Consider the following 17,316-nt stretch of genomic DNA (forward strand, 5'->3'; position numbering starts at 1 on the left):
ACTCACAATGAACGGCATCCTGATATTGTTCCCGCATGACCACCCCCGATGCCGACGGCCTGCTCGCCGAGCAGTTGCTCCGGCTGACCCGCCGCGTGCACCGCATCCAGAAGCGCCATCTGGAGCAGCGTGAGCTGGGCATCACACCGGCCCAGTCCCGGCTGCTGCGCACCCTCGCGCACTACGGCTCACCGCCCCGCATGGCCGATCTCGCCGAGCGCCTGGAGGTCGTGCCCCGCGCCGTGACCACCCTGGTCGACGGCCTGGAGGCGAGCGGCAAAGTCCGGCGGGTCCCCGACCCCAGCAACCGGCGTGTGATCCGCATCGAGGTCACGGACGAGGGCCGCAAGGCGCTGCGCGAGCTGCGCGGCGCGCGCCGCTCCGCCGCGGAGGAGATCCTGGCTCCGCTGACGGACGAGCAGCGCGCGGTGCTCGGCGGACTGCTGGACACATTGGTGGACGGCATGCCCGGGGTGGATCCCCGCTGCTGAACCGGCAGCAGTAAGGCACTCGACAGCCCGACGGGCCGCGGCCGCCAAACTCCGTCCTGCCGGAGATGCGGCGCGCGACCCGTCCCGGGTTCGTCAACTCACCTCCGGCGCCGGTTCCTTGGCGGGATGCGGGCGGCGGCGGGGCGGGGGCAGGTGAACGTCTGGTTCGTCAGCTGGCCTCGGGGCGCCGGTTCCCTGGGGCCGTCTGGTTCGTCAGCCGGCCTCGGCCGCCGATTCCCTGGCGGGCGCCTGGTTCGTCAACCATCCTCGGCCGCCCATTCCCTGGCACGCGCCTGGTTCGTCAGCCGGCCTCGGACGCCGGTTCCCTGGACGCCGTCTCCCCCGGCGCTACGGCCTTCACCAGCTCAGGCTGCCGCGCCGGCACCTCCGCCTCCGGCTCGTCGTCCTCCTCCACGAACGCGATCTCCCTGTCCAGCACCTTCTTGGCCCGCTGCGTGTCGAGCGCACCCTCCCAGCGGGACACCGCGAAGACGGCGACGCAGTTGCCGAGCAGGTTGGTGGTGACGCGCATCGAGTCCATGATCCGGTCGACGCCGAGGAGGAGCGCGACGGCTCCGGCGGGGATGACGCCGAGGGAGGACGCGGTCGCCGACAGGGCGAGGAAGGCCGAACCTGGCACTCCCGCCATACCCTTGCTGGTCAGCATGAGTACCAGGACCACGGTGATCTGCTGGCTCAGACTGAGGTCCACGCCGACGGCCTGGGCGATGAACAGCGTGCCGATGGAGAGGTAGATCGAGGCGCCGTCGAGGTTGAAGGAATACCCCGTGGGCAGCACAAGGCCCACGGCGTCGTCACGGCAGCCCGCCTGACGCAGCTTCTGCATCATGCGCGGCATCACCGTCTCGCTGGACGCGGTGCCCAGCGCCAGCAGCATCTCCTCGCGGGTGTAGCGGACGAACTTCCAGAGGCTGAGCCCGGTGACCGCCTTCAGGGCGACGGCGAGCAGTGCGAGGAAGAGCAGCGCGACCGCGTAACACAGCACGATCAGCTTGCCGTACGTCTTGATCACGCCGAGCCCGTACTCGCCCACCAAGTGGACCATCGCACCGAACACGGCGAGCGGGGCGAGCTTCATGATGAAGCCGACGATCGCGAAGACGACGTCCTGGACCTGCTCGACGGCGGGCAGGATCTTCGGCACCTTGGTGGTGCCGAGGTGCAGCAGCGCGGCCCCCACCAGACACGCGAGGACGAGGACTTGGAGCAGCGAGTTCTCGGCGAAGGCGCCGACGGCGCTCTGCGGCAACGCGTCGAGGACGAACTCGCTGGTCGACGGCAGCGAACCGCCACCGGTCTTGCCGTCGACCGCCGAGGCGTCGAGCTTCGACGGATCGGCGTGCATACCCGATCCCGGACTGACAACGTTGGCCGCGACCAGACCGATGAGCAGTGCGGCCGTGCTCGCGATCTCGAACCAGAGCAGTGCCTTGAGCCCGATCCGGCCGAACGCCTTCAGATCACCGGCCTTGGTGATGCCCACGACGACCACGCAGAACACGAGCGGTGAGATGACCGCCTTGATGAGCCGCACGAAACCGTCGCCGAGCGGCTGGAAGGTCGTGGCCGTGTCGGGGCCACAACCTTCCGACGACGATTCCGAGCACGAGCGCGCAGGCGACCTGCGCGAACAATGACGTACGCAGTATGTGCGCGACGCGTCGCGGGGACGGTACAGACGGCGGCACTGGCACTCCTCCGAGGGGACTTCTGGTATGCGGAAACGCCCTTCCGCGTCGATCACTCTTGAGGAGCCCGTGCTGCCGCCGGATACCTCTGTGTCACGTCCAGGTAAATCATGGAACAGACGCGCCGTTCCCCCTCGGTGGACTCTTCGGGCTCAGCAGTCGCTGCGGTCCCGCGTCAGCACGCCCTGCACGGTGACCAGGCCACGGTCGTAGCACCCGGCCGAGCCGTACAGCCGGTAGCGCTCGCTCGTCGTGGCGACCGCATGACGCTGGTCTCGGGGCACGTTGGCCGTATACGTCGCGTCGCCCGAATAGGTGTCGTCGAGCCGTGACCACGCGCTGCGCCGACCACCCAACTCCTCGACGGCGAACGCCCGGTCACCGAGCGTCAGAACCGTCCGCAGCCGGTCGTCCGCGCCGAGGGTCGTCGTACCCTGCATCGTGTACGTGCGCTGCGTGCGGGTCGTCCGGGCCGGTCCCCGCCCGTCGACGGTGACCTTCTCGTCGTCGGTCCAGGTGGCCTCGAGCCCGTCCGTGTTCTCGTCGTCGGTCCAGCGGTGCACGGAGGTGTTCGCCAGTGTGCGGCCGACAGTGGTGCGCACCCGGCCGTGCGAGGTGTCGACGTATCCGGCGACCGTCAGCCGATGGCCGCCTTCGGTGTCGAGGCGGTTCTCCGATCCGGGCGTGTACACGGACGAGTTGGCGAGGTCGCTCGCCGTGCTCTCGGTGAGCGCACCGCTCACCCGCTCGCGCCGCGCGTCCTGCCAGACCAGCACGTTGACCGGCGTGCTCCAGCCGGTCTGCCCCTCGGGGACGCCCACGACGGAGACGTCGATCTGATGTGGGCGGCCATCATTGAGGAGCCCGGCGAAGGGTGTCAGGTCGTACTCGATGGGCTTGACGTCGAAGGCGCGCGGGCCCGGAATCACGTACCAGAGGAAAGGGTTGGACCAGCCGCCGGTCCACACGGTCGGGAACGGCTCGGCGATACCGGCCAGTCGGCCGTCCACCTTGATCTGCACCTCGCGATAGGGGCCCTTGTCCGCCTTGCACGAGTACGGCGCCGAGGTGGGCACCGTCAGATACCAGAACTCCTCACAGCCGCCGCCCGACCCGGTCGCGTACACCTCGGCGACGACGCGCTCACTGTTGCGCGGTGTGGTGAGGGTGCCGTTCTGGAGGGTGAGGACACGGTCCGGCGTCGTGGCCGCCCTGCCCTCGTAGAACGTCAGCGTGACCTTGACGTCGATGACGCCGGTGTACGTGTCGTCGACGACGTTCCCGATGAGCATCTCCACGTCGCGGCTCTGCCGGAACGTGTCGCTGTAGCGCGTCACGTCCTTCTCGACCGACCACTCGATGCCGTCCGGTGAGGGCTCCGGAGTGGACGTACGGAAGATCTCCACGCCACCGACGCGCAGATAGCCGAGCCGGTCGAACTGCCGCCCCTTGACCTTGCCGTCGAGCCGCAGCACCACTTTGCTCCAGTGGTCGCCGCAGCCGGTCGGTGGCGCGTACGTGCCTTTGTACGGCGTGAAGTCGCGGAACTGCGCCTCGGCGAGCGTCACTTCGCAGGACGTGCCGGGAGGCTTGCTGATCGGCGGGGCGGCGGTCAGAGGGTCGTGCCAGTCGGTGCCGAACTCGGCGGGTGGATCCGCCACTTGGGCGGCGGACACCGGGTTCGCCCCGAGGAGGGCACTCACCGCGAGGGTCAGCCCGGCGAGCATGGACATGACGATCCGTCTTCTCATGTGCGGTGTTCTACGGGGGAGTCGGGCCGCCCGCAATGGGGCATCGGAAAACCCCGGCGTCAGGGGATTCCGGCCTTGGGGTACCCCATGCCGTAGTGCCGCCCGCTCCACCAGGACGACTAGGCGTTCAGATCCGCCTTGTCCCCCATCACCACCACAGGGTGCTGATCCGGGTCGAGCGTGCGCAGCAGATAGGCCATGGCCGACTTGGAGAGGCTCACGCACGCCGACGTACCGCTGCCGTGGTCCATGTGCAGCCAGATGCCCCCGCCCTTCGACTGGCCCTCGGGCCGGGTCGGGTCGTTCGGCACGGTGCCCTTGACTCGGTTGTAGTCGATGGCGATGACGTAGTCGAAGTCGTGCCAGTGCGACTTCGCCCAGGAGCGCGGGGCCTGGAAGGACGACGACCGGGTGTACGGGAGCCGGGCGCCCGGGTCGGCGAGCACCCCGCCCGCGTCGCTGAGCGTGAACACGCCGACAGGACTGCGGTTGTCACCCTCGTGGTGATCGGTGGTCCAGCCCTTCTTCCCGTTGTGCCCGGCCCAGCTGCGGGTCTTGTCCCACGTGGAGCCGGACTTCGTGTACAGGACGACCGTGGAGTCCGCGGAATCCTTGCCGTCGCCGTAGACCGCCACGACCTGGCGGGAATTGGACGGGATGCGGGCCTGCAACCGATCCCCCACGTCAGGGACACGCTTCAAGTCGACGCTGCGCGCCCGGGCATGGCCGGCCTTGCCGCCGGACCCGCCGTCGCCCTTCGCCCCGCCACGGTCCGCGCCGCCGCAGGCGGACAGGGGCGCGGCGAGCAGACCGCAGGCCGCCGCGACGAGCACCGTCCGTATCGCACCGTTCTTCCGCATGCGAGCCATCGTCGCACCCACGGGCAAGCCGGGCCGATTCCTTTCCCTGAAGCCAAAAAATCGTTTGCCTCGCACGGTGCTGCGACGCGAACCTTTCACGGTTTGCTGCCGGCCTTCACGGCCGGTCGGTTGCCGAAATTTCGCGGCTCCCGCCACCCCCCCTGACACGAGCCACTGGGACGTCATGCAGATTCAAGACCTTCCGTATCCCGACCCGGGTGTGCCGGACGCGCGCTCGGGTCCCCGATTCCTGTGGTGGCTCGGCCGCAATCAGCTCGGCGGGCAGCTCAAGTCCCTCGCGTGGGGTCTGCTGCACTTCGTGTCCGTCTCCGGCCTGCCGTTCTGCGTCGGCCTCGCCGTCCAGGCCGTCGTCGACCGCTCGGGCACCCGGTTGGCGCTGACGGGCGGGCTGATGGTGGTGTGCGGTGTGGGCATCGCGCTGGGCGACACCATGCTGCACCGCACCGCGGTCACCAACTGGATCACCGCGGCGGCCCGCGTCCAGCAGTTGCTGGCGCGCAAGACCGCCCAGTTGGGCGCCGCGCTGACGCGTCGCGTCGCGGCCGGTGAGGTCGTCGCGGTCTCCACCGGCGACGTCGAGAAGATCGGCTGGTTCGTGGAGGGCGTGTCGCGGTTCGCGGCGGCGGCCCTGACCGTGGTGCTGGTCTGCGTCGGCCTGGTCGCCTACCAGCCCGCGCTCGGCGTGGTCGTCGCCGTGGGCGTCCCCGTCCTGGCGCTCGCCGTGTTCCCGCTGCTCCCCCGCGCCACCCGGCGCGCCGACTTCCAGCGCGAGAAGGCCGGGCGCGCCACCGAGCTGGCCTCGGACACCGTCGCGGGTCTGCGGGTGCTGCGCGGCATCGGCGGCGAGGAACTGTTCCTCGACCGCTACCGCCGCGCCTCCCAGGAGGTCCGCCGGGCGGCCGTGCGCAGCGCCAGGATGTGGTCACTGATCTCGGCCATTCAGGTGCTGCTGCCCGGTCTGCTGCTGATCGCCGTCATCTGGCACGGCGTGCACCTGGCCCGCGCCGGCCGGATCACGGTCGGCGAACTGGTCACTGTGTACAGCGCGGTCATGCTCCTGAGCTACCCCTTGCACCATTTCGAAGAGATCGCGATGGCTTACTCCTTCTCGCGCCCGTCGGCCAAGCGAGCGGCGCGGGTGCTGTCCCTCGAACGCGCCATGGACAGCGCCGGATCACGTGCGGCTGAAGTCCCGCGCGGCGATCTGTACGACCCCGCGACGGGGCTGCTCGCCCCTGCGGGCCGGCTCACCGCGGTGGTGTGCGGCGACCCGGACGCGGCGGGACTGCTGGCCGAACGGCTGGGCGGGCACCCCTCCGAAGAGGGCATCTCGGTGCTCCTCGGCGGAGTTCCGCTGGACGAACTGCCGCTGGACTCCGCGCGTACCGCCGTCCTCGTCCAGGACAAGGACCCGGTGCTGCTGTCCGGCTCGCTGCACGAGCTCCTCGACGTGCCCGCGTCGGGTTTCGTCACCGCCGAGGCCGCGCTGACGGCCGCGCAGTGCGGCGACGTCCTGGACGCGCTCGCCCAGGGCTCGCTGGACGCCGAGGACCCGATGGACGCCCGCATCACCGAACGCGGGCGCTCCCTGTCCGGTGGTCAGCGCCAGCGTCTCGCGCTGGCCCGGTCGCTGATCACGGACCCCGAGGTCCTCGTCCTCGACGAGCCGACGTCCGCCGTCGACTCGCACACCGAGGCACGGATCGCCGACGGCGTGCGCTCCCTGCGTACGGAGCGCACCACGGTGGTGTTCACCTCCTCGCCGCTGCTCCTCGACCACGCGGACCGGGTCGTACTGGTCCACGAGGGCGAGGTCACGGCGGTGGGTGTGCACCGCGAACTGGTGCACCAGGAGCCGCGGTACCGAGCCGTGGTGACCCGGGAAACCGAGGACGAGGCCGCGGTCGGGGGCGTACGGGACGCCGAAGCCGCCTTGGGCGGCGTACTCGCACACGATGAAGCCGCATTGGGCGGCGTACTGGAAGAAATCGAGGAGACCGCATGATCGGCGTGGCGCCACCGGCGTACGACCCGGCCGCCCCGACGACGGCGAACACTCTGCCCGTCGGCGCCCCCGCGACCGTACGCGCGTACGTGGCCGAACTGTTCCAACGGCACCGCCGGGCCTTCCTGTCGGTCATCACCGTCAACACGGTGGCCGTGGTGGCGTCCATGGCCGGCCCCTATCTGCTGGGCTCGCTCGTCGAGCGGGTCTCGGACCATGCGCGTGAGCTCCATCTGGAGCGCACCGTCACACTGTTCGTCGCCGCGCTCGTCGTGCAGGCCGTGTTCGTGCGCCAGGTGCGGCTGCGCGGCGCCATGCTCGGCGAGCGGATGCTGGCCGACCTGCGCGAGGACTTCCTCGTACGGTCGGTGGGACTGCCCCCCGGCGTCCTGGAACGCGCGGGAACGGGTGACCTGCTGTCCCGCATCACCACGGACATCGACCGGCTCGCCAACGCCATGCGAGAGGCCGTGCCCCAACTGGCCATCGGCGTGGTGTGGGCCGTGCTGCTGCTCGGCGGACTCGCCGTGACGGCACCGCCGCTCGCACCCACCCTGCTCGTCGCCGTGCCTGTCCTGGTGGTCGGCTGCCGCTGGTACTTCAAGCGCGCGCCGTCCGCCTATCGCTCGGAGGCCGCCGGTTACGCGGCTGTCGCGGCCGTCCTCGCCGAGACTGTGGACGCCGGTCGCACCGTCGAGGCCCACCGCCTGGACGAGCGCCGTATCGCCCTGTCGGATCGCCGGGTCAAGGAGTGGACGGCCTGGGAGCGCTACACCCTCTGGCTGCGCTCGGTGCTCTTCCCGGTCATCAACATCACGCATGCCACGGTCCTCTGCTCGGTCCTCATGATCGGCGGGGTGTTCGTCCTGCGGGGGTGGATCGGCGTGGGCCAGCTGACGACGGGCGCGCTCATCGCGCAGATGCTCGTCGACCCGGTCAACCTCATCCTGCGCTGGTACGACGAGCTGCAGGTCGCCCAGGTCTCGCTGGCCCGGCTGGTGGGTGTCCGGGACATCGAGCCGGACGCGGGCGACCCGGATGTGGCGCCGGACGGGCGCGACGTGCGCGCGGATCGGGTGCACTTCGGTTACCGAGCGGGCGTGGACGTGCTGCGGAAGGTGTCTCTCGAGGTCGCGCCGGGCACCAGGCTCGCCCTGGTCGGCCCGTCCGGAGCGGGCAAGTCCACGCTGGGCAGGCTGCTCGCCGGCATCTACGCACCCCGGGACGGCCGGATCACCCTGGGCGGCGCCGAACTGTCCCGGATGCCCGCCGAGGACGTGCGCTCCCACGTCGCCCTGGTCAACCAGGAGCACCACGTCTTCGTGGGCTCCCTCCGCGACAACCTGCTGCTCGCCCGGACGGGCGCCGTCGACGCCGAGCTCTGGGCGGCGCTCGGCGCGGTCGACGCCGACGGCTGGGCGCGGGCGCTGGACGACGGCCTGGACACCGAGGTCGGCTCGGGCGGGCTTGCCCTCACCCCGGCCCAGGCCCAGCAGATCGCGCTGGCCCGACTGGTACTGGCCGATCCGCACACGCTCGTCCTGGACGAGGCGACGTCGCTCCTCGACCCGCGCGCGGCCCGCCATCTGGAACGCTCTCTGGCGCGCGTGCTCGACGGCCGCACCGTCGTCGCCATCGCGCACCGGCTGCACACCGCGCACGATGCGGACGTCATCGCCGTCGTCGAGAACGGCCGCATCAGCGAAATGGGCAGCCACGATCAGTTGGTCGCCGCCGACGGCGCGTACGCGGCGCTGTGGCAGTCCTGGCACGGGTGAGTGCGCAGCCCGGTGCCCTCGCGGGCGACTCGTTTCGTCTGCGGGGCGCTCGCATGGTCGGACCGTGTGGCGTTGCGCGGTGCCGAAGGGGAGTGGAAGGCTGGACGTGGGCACCGGCTCGGGGGACCCACGGGAACCACCCGGTTCGCATGAGGCGACGCCTGTGTCCAGCGGCCTGCGCGCCCGCCGTCGAGTGCGGCGGCACCGGCCCAGCACTCCCTGGAGGTACCCGTGGACAGCGCCGACGGATGGGGAGACGACGTCTACCAGCCCGACGGATCCGAGGTACAGGACGACGCGGGGCTGCTCGACGTCGAGGACACCCTGCTCGCCGACGGCGTTGATGATCCCCTCGACCGTGGCTGGTCGCCGCCGGAGCGGCCCTGGGCGGTGGAGCACCCCGGGGTGACCGTCGCGGAACGCCGGGAGGGCGAGACCCTGGACCAGCGCCTCGCGGAGGAACTGCCCGACATCGCCGAAGCCGGCGGAGACGGCATCGGTGACTGCCAGGGCACCGACGGCGAACCCCTCGACAACGAGGTGGGCGCCTCCCGCTCCGGCCGTCTCGTGGCCCCCGACGAAGGGGCGCACGAGGACGAGGAGAGTGGGCTCATCGCCACCGACGTGGGCATCGACGGCGCCGCGGCCTCGGCCGAGGAGGCCGCGATGCACATCGTCGACGAGGACACCCTGTCCGGCTGACCGACCCTCCCTCTCCCCCGAGGAGCACCCATGCAGAAGGACAAGCAGCCCGACTACCACCCCGTCGTCTTCCGCGACCGCGCCGCCGGCTACGCCTTCCTCACCCGCTCCACCGCGACGAGCGACCAGACCATCGAATGGGACGACGGCGAGACCTACCCGGTCGTGGACGTAGAGATCTCCTCCGAGAGCCACCCCTTCTACACCGGCAAAGCCCGGACCGTGGACACGGAGGGACGAATCGCCCGGTTCGAGCGACGGTACGGGGGCGCTGGACAGGCATCCGACACGAGCGACACCGCCTGAGCGGACGCCTCGACCGCCCGCGGCCCCCGGCTCAGCAGCAGCGCGCAACCCACCCCCGCCCGGCCCACTCCCACCTGTCCTGGCCCCCGAGTCCGGCCGTCGGGCGGCGCTCGTCAGATGAAGTTGAGCGCCGCCGCGCAGCCCACCCCGCCGAGCAGCATGAACACAGGCATCAGCACCTTGAGCTCGACCCAGCTGCCGGCGCGGAAACGCATCACCTTGGGCGGGCCGATCGGATACCAGCGCCTGCGGCCGACCGGGATGGGCCACAGGATCGGGCAGCCGGAGACCGTCAGGGCGTCCCCGATGTCGTGCACCAGCGCACCGAGCACGATCGGGAGCCCGAGCCACAGGTATCCCTGGCCCGGAGCGGTGAAGAGCCAGTCCGAGCCGTTGCCCGGTTTGTCCAGGATTCCGGCGAGGATCCAGGCGCTCGTGGCGGCGAGGAGCCAGACCAGGATGTCGCTGCTGGAACCGCGGGCGGCCCGCCACAGCAGCCCCTCGATGGCGAGCACCATGTGTACGAAGAGAATGGCCAGGACCGCCCAGCGGCCGCCGGTGATCGCCAGGACCGAAGTGCCGGCGCCGATCAGCACCGCCCACAGCCAGGTGTGCGTCAGCGTGCGGTGGCCACCGGAGCGCCGGGGGTCGCCCTGCTTCTTGGTCCCCTTGTAGACGGCGTACGAAAGCTTGTCGACGATCTCGCACAGGCCCCGTGAGACGGGTCCGAAGGCGCGCGAGATGGTGGCCGCCTTGTGGTCCAGATCGGGGGCGAGCGCGGCGCCGGCGCAGATCAGCGCGCCGACCAGGAGGACCGGCCAGGGCATGGTATGTCCGGCCGCGGCGGCCGCCGCTCCGACGCCGAGCCAGGCCGCGGCTCCCGACAGTGAGTGTGCTGGTCCCATCATGACCGTTCCCCGCCCCATTCGTGTGGTGCCGCTGTCCAGTTGCCCGTGTGCGCTGACGCTTCGTCGGCGCCACAGCGTAGCGTTCGTGATCTTCGGATGAGCATCCGATTCCCCCATCGAGCGGGTTGACAGGCAAGATGGGTGCGTGACCCTTATCGATCAGCTGCCGCAGACCGCAGATCCCGACGCCCTCTACGAAGCCTTCGAGTCGTGGGCCCAGGAACGCGGTCTCACGCTCTACCCCCATCAGGAGGAGGCGCTGATCGAGGTGGTCTCGGGTGCGAACGTGATCGTCTCGACGCCCACCGGGTCGGGCAAGAGCATGATCGCCGCGGGTGCGCACTTCGCGGCGCTCGCCCGCGACGAGGTCACCTTCTACACGGCACCGATCAAGGCGCTCGTCTCGGAGAAGTTCTTCGAGCTGTGCAAGATCTTCGGCACCGAGAACGTCGGCATGCTGACCGGCGACGCCTCCGTGAACTCCGACGCCCCCGTGATCTGCTGCACCGCCGAGGTACTGGCCTCCATCGCACTGCGGGACGGCAAGCACGCCGACGTGGGCCAGGTCGTGATGGACGAGTTCCACTTCTACGCGGAGGGCGACCGCGGCTGGGCCTGGCAGATCCCGATCCTGGAACTGCCCCAGGCGCAGTTCATCCTTATGTCCGCGACGCTCGGCGACGTCGCGATGTTCGAGAAGGACCTCACCCGGCGGACCGGCCGTCCCACGTCCGTGGTCCGTTCGGCCACCCGGCCCGTACCCCTTTCCTACGAGTACGTGCTCACTCCGCTCACGGAGACGCTGACCGAGCTGCTCGCGACCAAGCAGGCTCCGGTCTACATCGTGCACTTCACCCAGGCGCAGGCCGTGGAGCGGGCGCAGGCGCTGATGAGCATCAACATGTGCACCCGCGAGGAGAAGGACCAGATCGCCGAGCTGATCGGCAACTTCCGCTTCACCACCAAGTTCGGCCGCAACCTCTCCCGTTACGTGCGCCACGGGATCGGCGTGCACCACGCGGGCATGCTGCCCAAGTACCGTCGACTGGTGGAGAAGCTCGCCCAGGCGGGTCTCCTGAAGGTCATCTGCGGCACGGACACCCTCGGCGTCGGCGTCAACGTCCCCATTCGCACGGTGCTGTTCACGGCGCTGGCGAAGTACGACGGCAACCGAGTGCGGACCTTGCGGGCCCGCGAGTTCCACCAGATCGCCGGCCGTGCCGGGCGGGCGGGCTTCGACACGGCGGGCTTCGTCGTGGCGCAGGCGCCCGAGCACGTCATCGAGAACGAGAAGGCACTCGCCAAGGCGGGCGACGATCCGAAGAAGCGCCGCAAGGTGGTGCGCAAGAAGGCTCCCGAGGGTTTCGTCGGCTGGACGGACAACACCTTCGAGAAGCTCATCACCTCCGATCCCGAGCCGCTGACCTCGCGCTTCCGCGTGACGCACACCATGCTGCTGTCGGTGATCGCCCGGCCCGGCAACGCCTTCGAGGCGATGCGGCACCTGCTGGAGGACAATCACGAGCCGCGCAAGCAGCAGCTGCGGCACATCCGGCGGGCGATCGCCATCTACCGCTCCCTCCTCGACGGCGGCATCGTCGAGAAGCTCGACGAGCCGGACCCGACCGGCCGCATCGTGCGCCTCACCGTCGATCTTCAGCAGGACTTCGCGCTGAACCAGCCGCTGTCGACCTTCGCGCTCGCCGCGTTCGAGCTCCTGGACCCCGAATCCCCCTCGTACGCGCTGGACATGGTGTCCGTCGTCGAGTCGACGCTGGACGATCCGCGACAGATCCTCGCGGCCCAGCAGAACAAGGCGCGTGGTGAGGCCGTGGCCGCGATGAAGGCGGACGGCATCGAGTACGAGGAGCGCATGGAGCGGCTCCAGGACGTTTCCTACCCCAAGCCGCTGGAGGAGCTCCTCTTCCACGCGTACAACACCTACCGCAAGAGCCATCCGTGGGTCGGCGACCATCCGCTGTCGCCGAAGTCCGTGATCCGCGACATGTACGAACGCGCGATGTCCTTCACCGAGTTCGTCTCCTTCTACGAGCTCGCGCGCACCGAGGGCATTGTCCTGCGCTACCTGGCGAGCGCCTACAAGGCTCTCGAGCACACCGTCCCGGACGACCGAAAGTCCGAGGATCTGGAGGATCTGATCGCCTGGCTGGGCGAGATGGTGCGCCAGGTCGACTCCAGCCTTCTCGACGAGTGGGAACAGCTCGCCAACCCCGAGGAGATGACGGCCGAGGAGGCGCAGGAGAAGGCCGACCAGGTCAGGCCGGTCACCGGCAACGCCCGCGCCTTCCGCGTCCTCGTCCGCAACGCCATGTTCCGCCGGGTCGAGCTCGCCGCTCTCGACAACGTCGACGAGCTGGGCGAGATGGACGCCGAATCCGGCTGGGACACCGATGCCTGGGGCGAGGCGATGGACAAGTACTGGGACGAGTACGAGGACCTCGGCACGGGTCCCGACGCCCGAGGTCCCAAGCTGTTGTCGATCGAGGAGCAGCCGCAGAACGGGCTGTGGCGCGTCCGTCAGACCTTCGCCGACCCGAACGGCGATCATGACTGGGGCATCAGCGCGGAGGTCGATCTCGTGGCCTCCGACGCGGAGGGCCGCGCCGTCGTCAAGGTCACCGACGTCGGACAGCTGTGAACTCAGGAGAATCCCAGACATGACGAACCCAGCCGAGAGGCTCGTCGACCTGCTCGACCTGGAGCAGATCGAGGTCAACATATTCCGTGGCCGCAGCCCGCAGGAGTCGCTGCAGCGGGTCTTCGGCGGCCAGGTGGCGGGACAGGCGCTGGTCGCCGCGGGACGCACCACCGAAGGCGACCGCCCGGTGCACTCGCTGCACGCGTACTTCCTGCGCCCGGGCCGACCGGGCGTACCGATCGTGTACCAGGTCGAACGGGTGCGGGACGGGCGGTCGTTCACCACGCGCCGCGTCACCGCGGTGCAGCAGGGACGCACGATCTTCAATCTGACCGCCTCCTTTCACAAGCCTGAGGAAGGGAGCTTCGAACACCAGCTGCCGCCGGCCCGCGCGGTTCCGGACCCGGAGTCGCTGCCGACGGTGGCGCAGGAGATCAAGGAACATCTGGGGGCGCTCCCCGATGCGTTGGAGCGCATGGCGCGGCGTCAGCCGTTCGACACCCGCTATGTGGGCGGGCTGCGGTGGACCCCCGAGGAGATCAAGGACGCCGAGCCGCGCAGCGCGGTGTGGATGCGTGCCGTCGGCCCCTTGGGCGACGATCCGCTCGTGCACACCTGCGCTCTCACGTACGCGAGCGACATGACCCTCCTGGACGCCGTCCGTATCCCGGTGGAGCCGCTGTGGGGTCCGCGCGGCTTCGACATGGCCTCGCTGGACCACGCCATGTGGTTCCACCGGCCGTTCCGCGCGGACGAGTGGTTCCTGTACGACCAGGAGTCCCCGATCGCGACGGGCGGACGCGGGTTGGCCCGCGGGCGCATCTACGACGTGGAGGGACGCCTGCTCGTCTCGGTCGTGCAGGAGGGGCTCTTCCGGGCTCTGTAGGACTGCGTCGGACGGTGTCACGGGTTTCTGCGGCGCAGCCAACCGAGCAGCCTCCGTGGCCGCTCGCACTCCTCCGTCGCGGGCCGATCTTCCCGATCGGCAGGACCCGGCCGCGAGAGCGGGGGTGGTACGTGCGGCGCGTCCGGTCCCGGCCGTGAAGCCTCCGGTGGTGCGGCCACGGATGGTGTGACGACGACCGACGAAGAGGCCTTCGGTGTCGGGCGGGGCGCGGAACGCAGCTCTCGTGCTTCGGCGAGCGCATGCCCCAAGTCGGCCCGGAGCCAGCTGATCTCGTCGGGATCCTCGGCCGTCATGATCCGCGCGACGAGGTGCGCGGCGGGCGAGTCCGGCATCCCGTGCGAGGGCCGCTCGGGCCGGAAACGGTTCAGATAGGCGCGCTCGTACGGATCCTTGACGATCTCCGCCACCTGAACGGGGTCCAGCAGGGATGCCACAACCGCGGCACGCGCCCAGGGGTCCGCGGTCTGCCGCAGCAGGAATCCCATGTGCCGACCCCGCCAGTTTCGGGGGCGAAGGTCCAGGCCGGCCTCCAACTGATCGCGAAGTCCCTCGGGGGTACGACCGCTCAGCAGCGGCACGTTCTGCTCGTCGGCGGCGAACTGCCGCAGTTCCTCGGCGAGATAGAGCCAGACCACAGCCCTGTAGCGGTTGAGATAAAATTTCACCGGCACCACCAGCCCCAGTCGCGCGAAGCGCGTGAACCTGGCGGTCGTCACCCCCATGAGGGCTGCGGCTTCCGTAGTACCGACGGACTTGACGCGCTCGCGCAGGGCCTCAGGAAAGCCGTCCTCGGAGCGCACCCGATCGATCTCCGTGCGCGCGACGCGGCGTCCGCCGCCGCCTTCGTCGGGAAGCGTACGGACGCACCCGAGGTGCAGGGCGAGGTCGAACTCGCCGCGCCTGAGCTCCAGTTCTCGCGCGGCGCGGCTGAGTGAGGACGTGGCGGACTGCGTGATCGTGTGGCCGGACATGGCGGTTCTCCCCCGTGGAGTCGTTGCTCGCGCTGGCGTGCGCTCGCTTCGAGAAAAACCGTATCCGGCCCGGCGGACATCGTGGCGAGGCTGTGGATAACTTTGACCGCATGGACGTCTGTGCAGGTCAGAGGTCTACGGTGGGGGTGCCTTCCGGCTGCCTCGCGTCCACGCGGAGGTGTTCGCCGACGCGGTTCACGAGCAGAGTCATCTCATAGGCGACCTGGCCGATGTCGGCCTCCGCGGCGCTGAGGACACACAGACAGCTGCCCGTGCCGGCCGCGGTGACGAAGAGCACCGCGTCGTCGAACTCCACCATGGTCTGGCGCACTTGACCCGCACCGAAATGACGACCGGAACCCTTGGCCAGGCTGTGCAGACCGGACGAGACCGCGGCGAGATGTTCGGCGTCCTCGCGCCGAAGTCCCGTACTCGCGCCCGTCACCAGGCCGTCGTTGGACAGCACCAACGCGTGCCGTATGTGTTCGACGCGCTCGGTGAGGTCGTCCAGCAGCCAGCCGAGTCCCGTGTTCTGCGGCATGATCCGGTCTCCCCGTGATGTCTCTTCCCCCTGGTCGGAGGTCTGACCAGCCAGCCTTCCCCACAGCCGTCGTCCGGGCAAGGAGGATGGACGGCATGGCACAGAAGATGACCGACGAGCAATGGCGGACGTTCGTCTCGCAGGGAACCCGCACGGGGAAGCTGGCCACCGTCCGGGCCGACGGAAGTCCGCATGTGACCCCGATCTGGTTTCTGCTGGACGGCGAGGACGTGGTCTTCAACACCGGAAAGGAGAGTGTCAAGGGAAAGAACCTGGCCCGGGACGGCCGGGTGGCACTGTGCGTGGACGAAGACAGGCCGCCCTTCGACTTCGTCGTGCTGGAGGGGCGGGCCGTCCTTTCGGAGGATCTCGACGAATTGCGGCACTGGGCCGCGCGGATCGGCGCCCGCTACATGGGCGAGGAACGCGCGGAGGAGTTCGGCAAACGCAACGGCGTGCCCGGTGAACTCCTGGTACGCGTAAGGATCGAGAAAGTTCTGGCCTACTCCGCTGTGGCCGACTGAGGGCATCGGTCCGCGCCCGATCGCCCCGGGAGCGTGCGCTCCCGACATCAGCCGACGGAGTCGAGCAGCCGGGCGGTGTGCACCCGCCCGGCGTACTCGACGAGTCGGATCAGCACCTCCTTCCCCGAGTCACGGTCACGGGCGTCGCAGAGCACCACCGGTGTACCCCGGTCGAGGTCGAGGGCGCGGGACACGTCCTGAGCGCCGTAGGTACGGGCGCCCACGAAGCAGTTGACGGCCACCACGAACGGGATGTGCCGGTGCTCGAAGTAGTCGACCGCCGGGAAGCAGTCCTCGAGTCGGCGGGTGTCCGCGAGGACGACGGCGCCGAGGGCGCCCTGCGAGAGCTCGTCCCACAGGAACCAGAAGCGGTCCTGGCCGGGTGTGCCGAACAGGTAGAGCGAGAGGCCGGACCTGATGGTGATGCGTCCGAAGTCCATGGCGACGGTGGTCGTGACCTTTTGGTCCACGCCGTCGGTGTCGTCCACCGACTGTCCCATCTCGCTCAGCAGTTCCTCGGTGCGCAGCGGCCTGATCTCACTGACCGCGCCCACCAAAGTGGTCTTGCCCACGCCGAATCCGCCGGCGACCAGTATCTTCAATGCCAGGGCGGTCATCTCGCCCTCCGAGGCATCGGAGTTCTCGGAGACCATCGATCACTTCTCTCGGGAGTGTCGACAACGGTCGACGTCGGTAGTACATCTGTGCGGAATGCGGTTCGGTATCTCTACAGAAGAGCCCGGGGTGGTTCATCTAGAGCGCCCTCAGTCCTTCGATCACCTCGCGGAGGATCCGCTCGTCGGGCAGTTGCGCGGGCGGCACCGGACGGCTGACCGTGACGCAGCCCAGCTCCAGGAGGTCGCCGAGGAGCACCCTGACCACGCCCACCGGTAGGTCGGCGCCCGCGGCCAGTTCCGCCACCGACTGGGTCTCGCTACGGCACAGTTCGATCAGCGCCCGGTGCTCCGGACCGAGCGAGGTGTCGCCGTCGACACCGGGCGCGGCCGTGTCGAGCGTGACCAGGGCGATCAGGTCGAAGCGCACCCCGGTGGGGCCGGGTTTGGTGCGCCCGCCCGTCATCGCGTAGGGGCGGACGAGGGGTCCGGCCTCGTTGTCGTACCACTGGCTGCCCGGCTGCGGCGGGGCGCCCGGCGTGTCCTCGGTCATCTGTACCGACCGTCCT

General features: G+C 69.7%; 15 protein-coding genes and 1 pseudogene. 8 read left to right on the forward strand and 8 right to left on the reverse strand.

All coding sequences use genetic code 11. The annotated features are described in order from the left end of the window. The first annotated feature begins 35 nt into the window (after positions 1-35). Positions 36-491 carry a MarR family transcriptional regulator gene (locus AB0D27_RS00970; RefSeq protein WP_362500804.1) on the forward strand — a complete coding sequence of 152 codons (456 nt, stop codon included), beginning with the start codon at positions 36-38 and terminating at the stop codon, positions 489-491. A 301-nt stretch (positions 492-792) separates the two neighbouring features. On the opposite strand, the pseudogene AB0D27_RS00975 reads toward AB0D27_RS00970, so the two are convergent. From AB0D27_RS00975 to AB0D27_RS00985, 3 genes and pseudogenes are all read right to left on the reverse strand, one after another. Further along, positions 793-2,200 (reverse strand): annotated as a pseudogene (locus tag AB0D27_RS00975) (cation:dicarboxylase symporter family transporter). 152 nt (positions 2,201-2,352) lie between these two features. Beyond that, positions 2,353-3,951, reverse strand: a complete 1,599-nt coding sequence (locus AB0D27_RS00980) for a peptide-N4-asparagine amidase (protein ID WP_362500805.1) — start codon at positions 3,949-3,951, stop codon at positions 2,353-2,355. A 119-nt stretch (positions 3,952-4,070) separates the two neighbouring features. Then, the gene (locus AB0D27_RS00985; RefSeq protein WP_362500806.1) at positions 4,071-4,811 is read right to left on the reverse strand and encodes a hypothetical protein; all 741 of its coding nucleotides are present in this window, start codon (positions 4,809-4,811) and stop codon (positions 4,071-4,073) included. Between the two features lie 184 nt (positions 4,812-4,995). Between AB0D27_RS00985 and AB0D27_RS00990 the strand changes: the two genes are divergently transcribed. The 4 genes from AB0D27_RS00990 (at position 4,996) to AB0D27_RS01005 (ending at position 9,623) form a co-directional block, all read left to right on the forward strand. Continuing rightward, the gene (locus tag AB0D27_RS00990; protein WP_362500807.1) at positions 4,996-6,837 is read left to right on the forward strand and encodes an ABC transporter ATP-binding protein; all 1,842 of its coding nucleotides are present in this window, start codon (positions 4,996-4,998) and stop codon (positions 6,835-6,837) included. After that, the gene (locus tag AB0D27_RS00995; RefSeq protein WP_362500808.1) at positions 6,834-8,615 is read left to right on the forward strand and encodes an ABC transporter ATP-binding protein; all 1,782 of its coding nucleotides are present in this window, start codon (positions 6,834-6,836) and stop codon (positions 8,613-8,615) included. Before AB0D27_RS00990 ends, AB0D27_RS00995 begins: the two co-directional genes overlap by 4 nt. 231 nt (positions 8,616-8,846) lie before the next feature. Further along, the gene (locus AB0D27_RS01000; RefSeq protein WP_362500809.1) at positions 8,847-9,317 is read left to right on the forward strand and encodes a DUF5709 domain-containing protein; all 471 of its coding nucleotides are present in this window, start codon (positions 8,847-8,849) and stop codon (positions 9,315-9,317) included. A gap of 30 nt (positions 9,318-9,347) precedes the next feature. Next, positions 9,348-9,623, forward strand: coding sequence for a type B 50S ribosomal protein L31 (locus AB0D27_RS01005; RefSeq protein WP_362500810.1), 276 nt, complete (start codon positions 9,348-9,350; stop codon positions 9,621-9,623). Positions 9,624-9,736: 113 nt separating this feature from the next. Here AB0D27_RS01005 and AB0D27_RS01010 read toward each other — a convergent pair whose 3' ends face one another. After that, positions 9,737-10,531: a metal-dependent hydrolase gene (locus tag AB0D27_RS01010; RefSeq protein WP_362500811.1), complete on the reverse strand. Its 795-nt coding sequence runs from the start codon at positions 10,529-10,531 to the stop codon at positions 9,737-9,739. A 145-nt stretch (positions 10,532-10,676) separates the two neighbouring features. On the opposite strand from AB0D27_RS01010, the gene AB0D27_RS01015 reads away from it, so the two are divergent. Both AB0D27_RS01015 and AB0D27_RS01020 read left to right on the forward strand, forming a co-directional pair. Further along, complete coding sequence (locus tag AB0D27_RS01015) at positions 10,677-13,190, forward strand: DUF3516 domain-containing protein (RefSeq protein ID WP_362500812.1); 2,514 nt, start codon at positions 10,677-10,679, stop codon at positions 13,188-13,190. A 19-nt stretch (positions 13,191-13,209) separates the two neighbouring features. Further along, positions 13,210-14,076, forward strand: coding sequence for an acyl-CoA thioesterase II (locus AB0D27_RS01020; RefSeq protein ID WP_362500813.1), 867 nt, complete (start codon positions 13,210-13,212; stop codon positions 14,074-14,076). A gap of 17 nt (positions 14,077-14,093) precedes the next feature. On the opposite strand, the gene AB0D27_RS01025 is transcribed toward AB0D27_RS01020, so the two are convergent. Together AB0D27_RS01025 and AB0D27_RS01030 are read right to left on the reverse strand one after the other, a co-directional pair. Beyond that, positions 14,094-15,068, reverse strand: coding sequence for a DUF6397 family protein (locus tag AB0D27_RS01025; RefSeq protein WP_362500814.1), 975 nt, complete (start codon positions 15,066-15,068; stop codon positions 14,094-14,096). A gap of 127 nt (positions 15,069-15,195) precedes the next feature. After that, on the reverse strand, positions 15,196-15,609 hold the full coding sequence (locus tag AB0D27_RS01030) for a roadblock/LC7 domain-containing protein (RefSeq protein WP_362500815.1): 414 nt from the start codon (positions 15,607-15,609) through the stop codon (positions 15,196-15,198). A gap of 95 nt (positions 15,610-15,704) precedes the next feature. Here AB0D27_RS01030 and AB0D27_RS01035 point away from each other — a divergent pair, with 95 nt between their 5' ends. Further along, positions 15,705-16,133: a PPOX class F420-dependent oxidoreductase gene (locus AB0D27_RS01035; protein ID WP_362500816.1), complete on the forward strand. Its 429-nt coding sequence runs from the start codon at positions 15,705-15,707 to the stop codon at positions 16,131-16,133. Positions 16,134-16,180: 47 nt separating this feature from the next. Here AB0D27_RS01035 and AB0D27_RS01040 read toward each other — a convergent pair whose 3' ends face one another. Further along, positions 16,181-16,786, reverse strand: coding sequence for an ATP/GTP-binding protein (locus AB0D27_RS01040; RefSeq protein WP_362500817.1), 606 nt, complete (start codon positions 16,784-16,786; stop codon positions 16,181-16,183). Between the two features lie 100 nt (positions 16,787-16,886). Beyond that, entirely contained in the window at positions 16,887-17,300 is a 414-nt protein-coding gene (locus tag AB0D27_RS01045; protein WP_362500818.1) for a DUF742 domain-containing protein, read from the reverse strand. Positions 17,301-17,316: the final 16 nt, after the last annotated feature.

The sequence above is a fragment of the Streptomyces sp. NPDC048415 genome, from assembly GCF_040651675.1.
GTDB lineage: Bacteria > Actinomycetota > Actinomycetes > Streptomycetales > Streptomycetaceae > Streptomyces.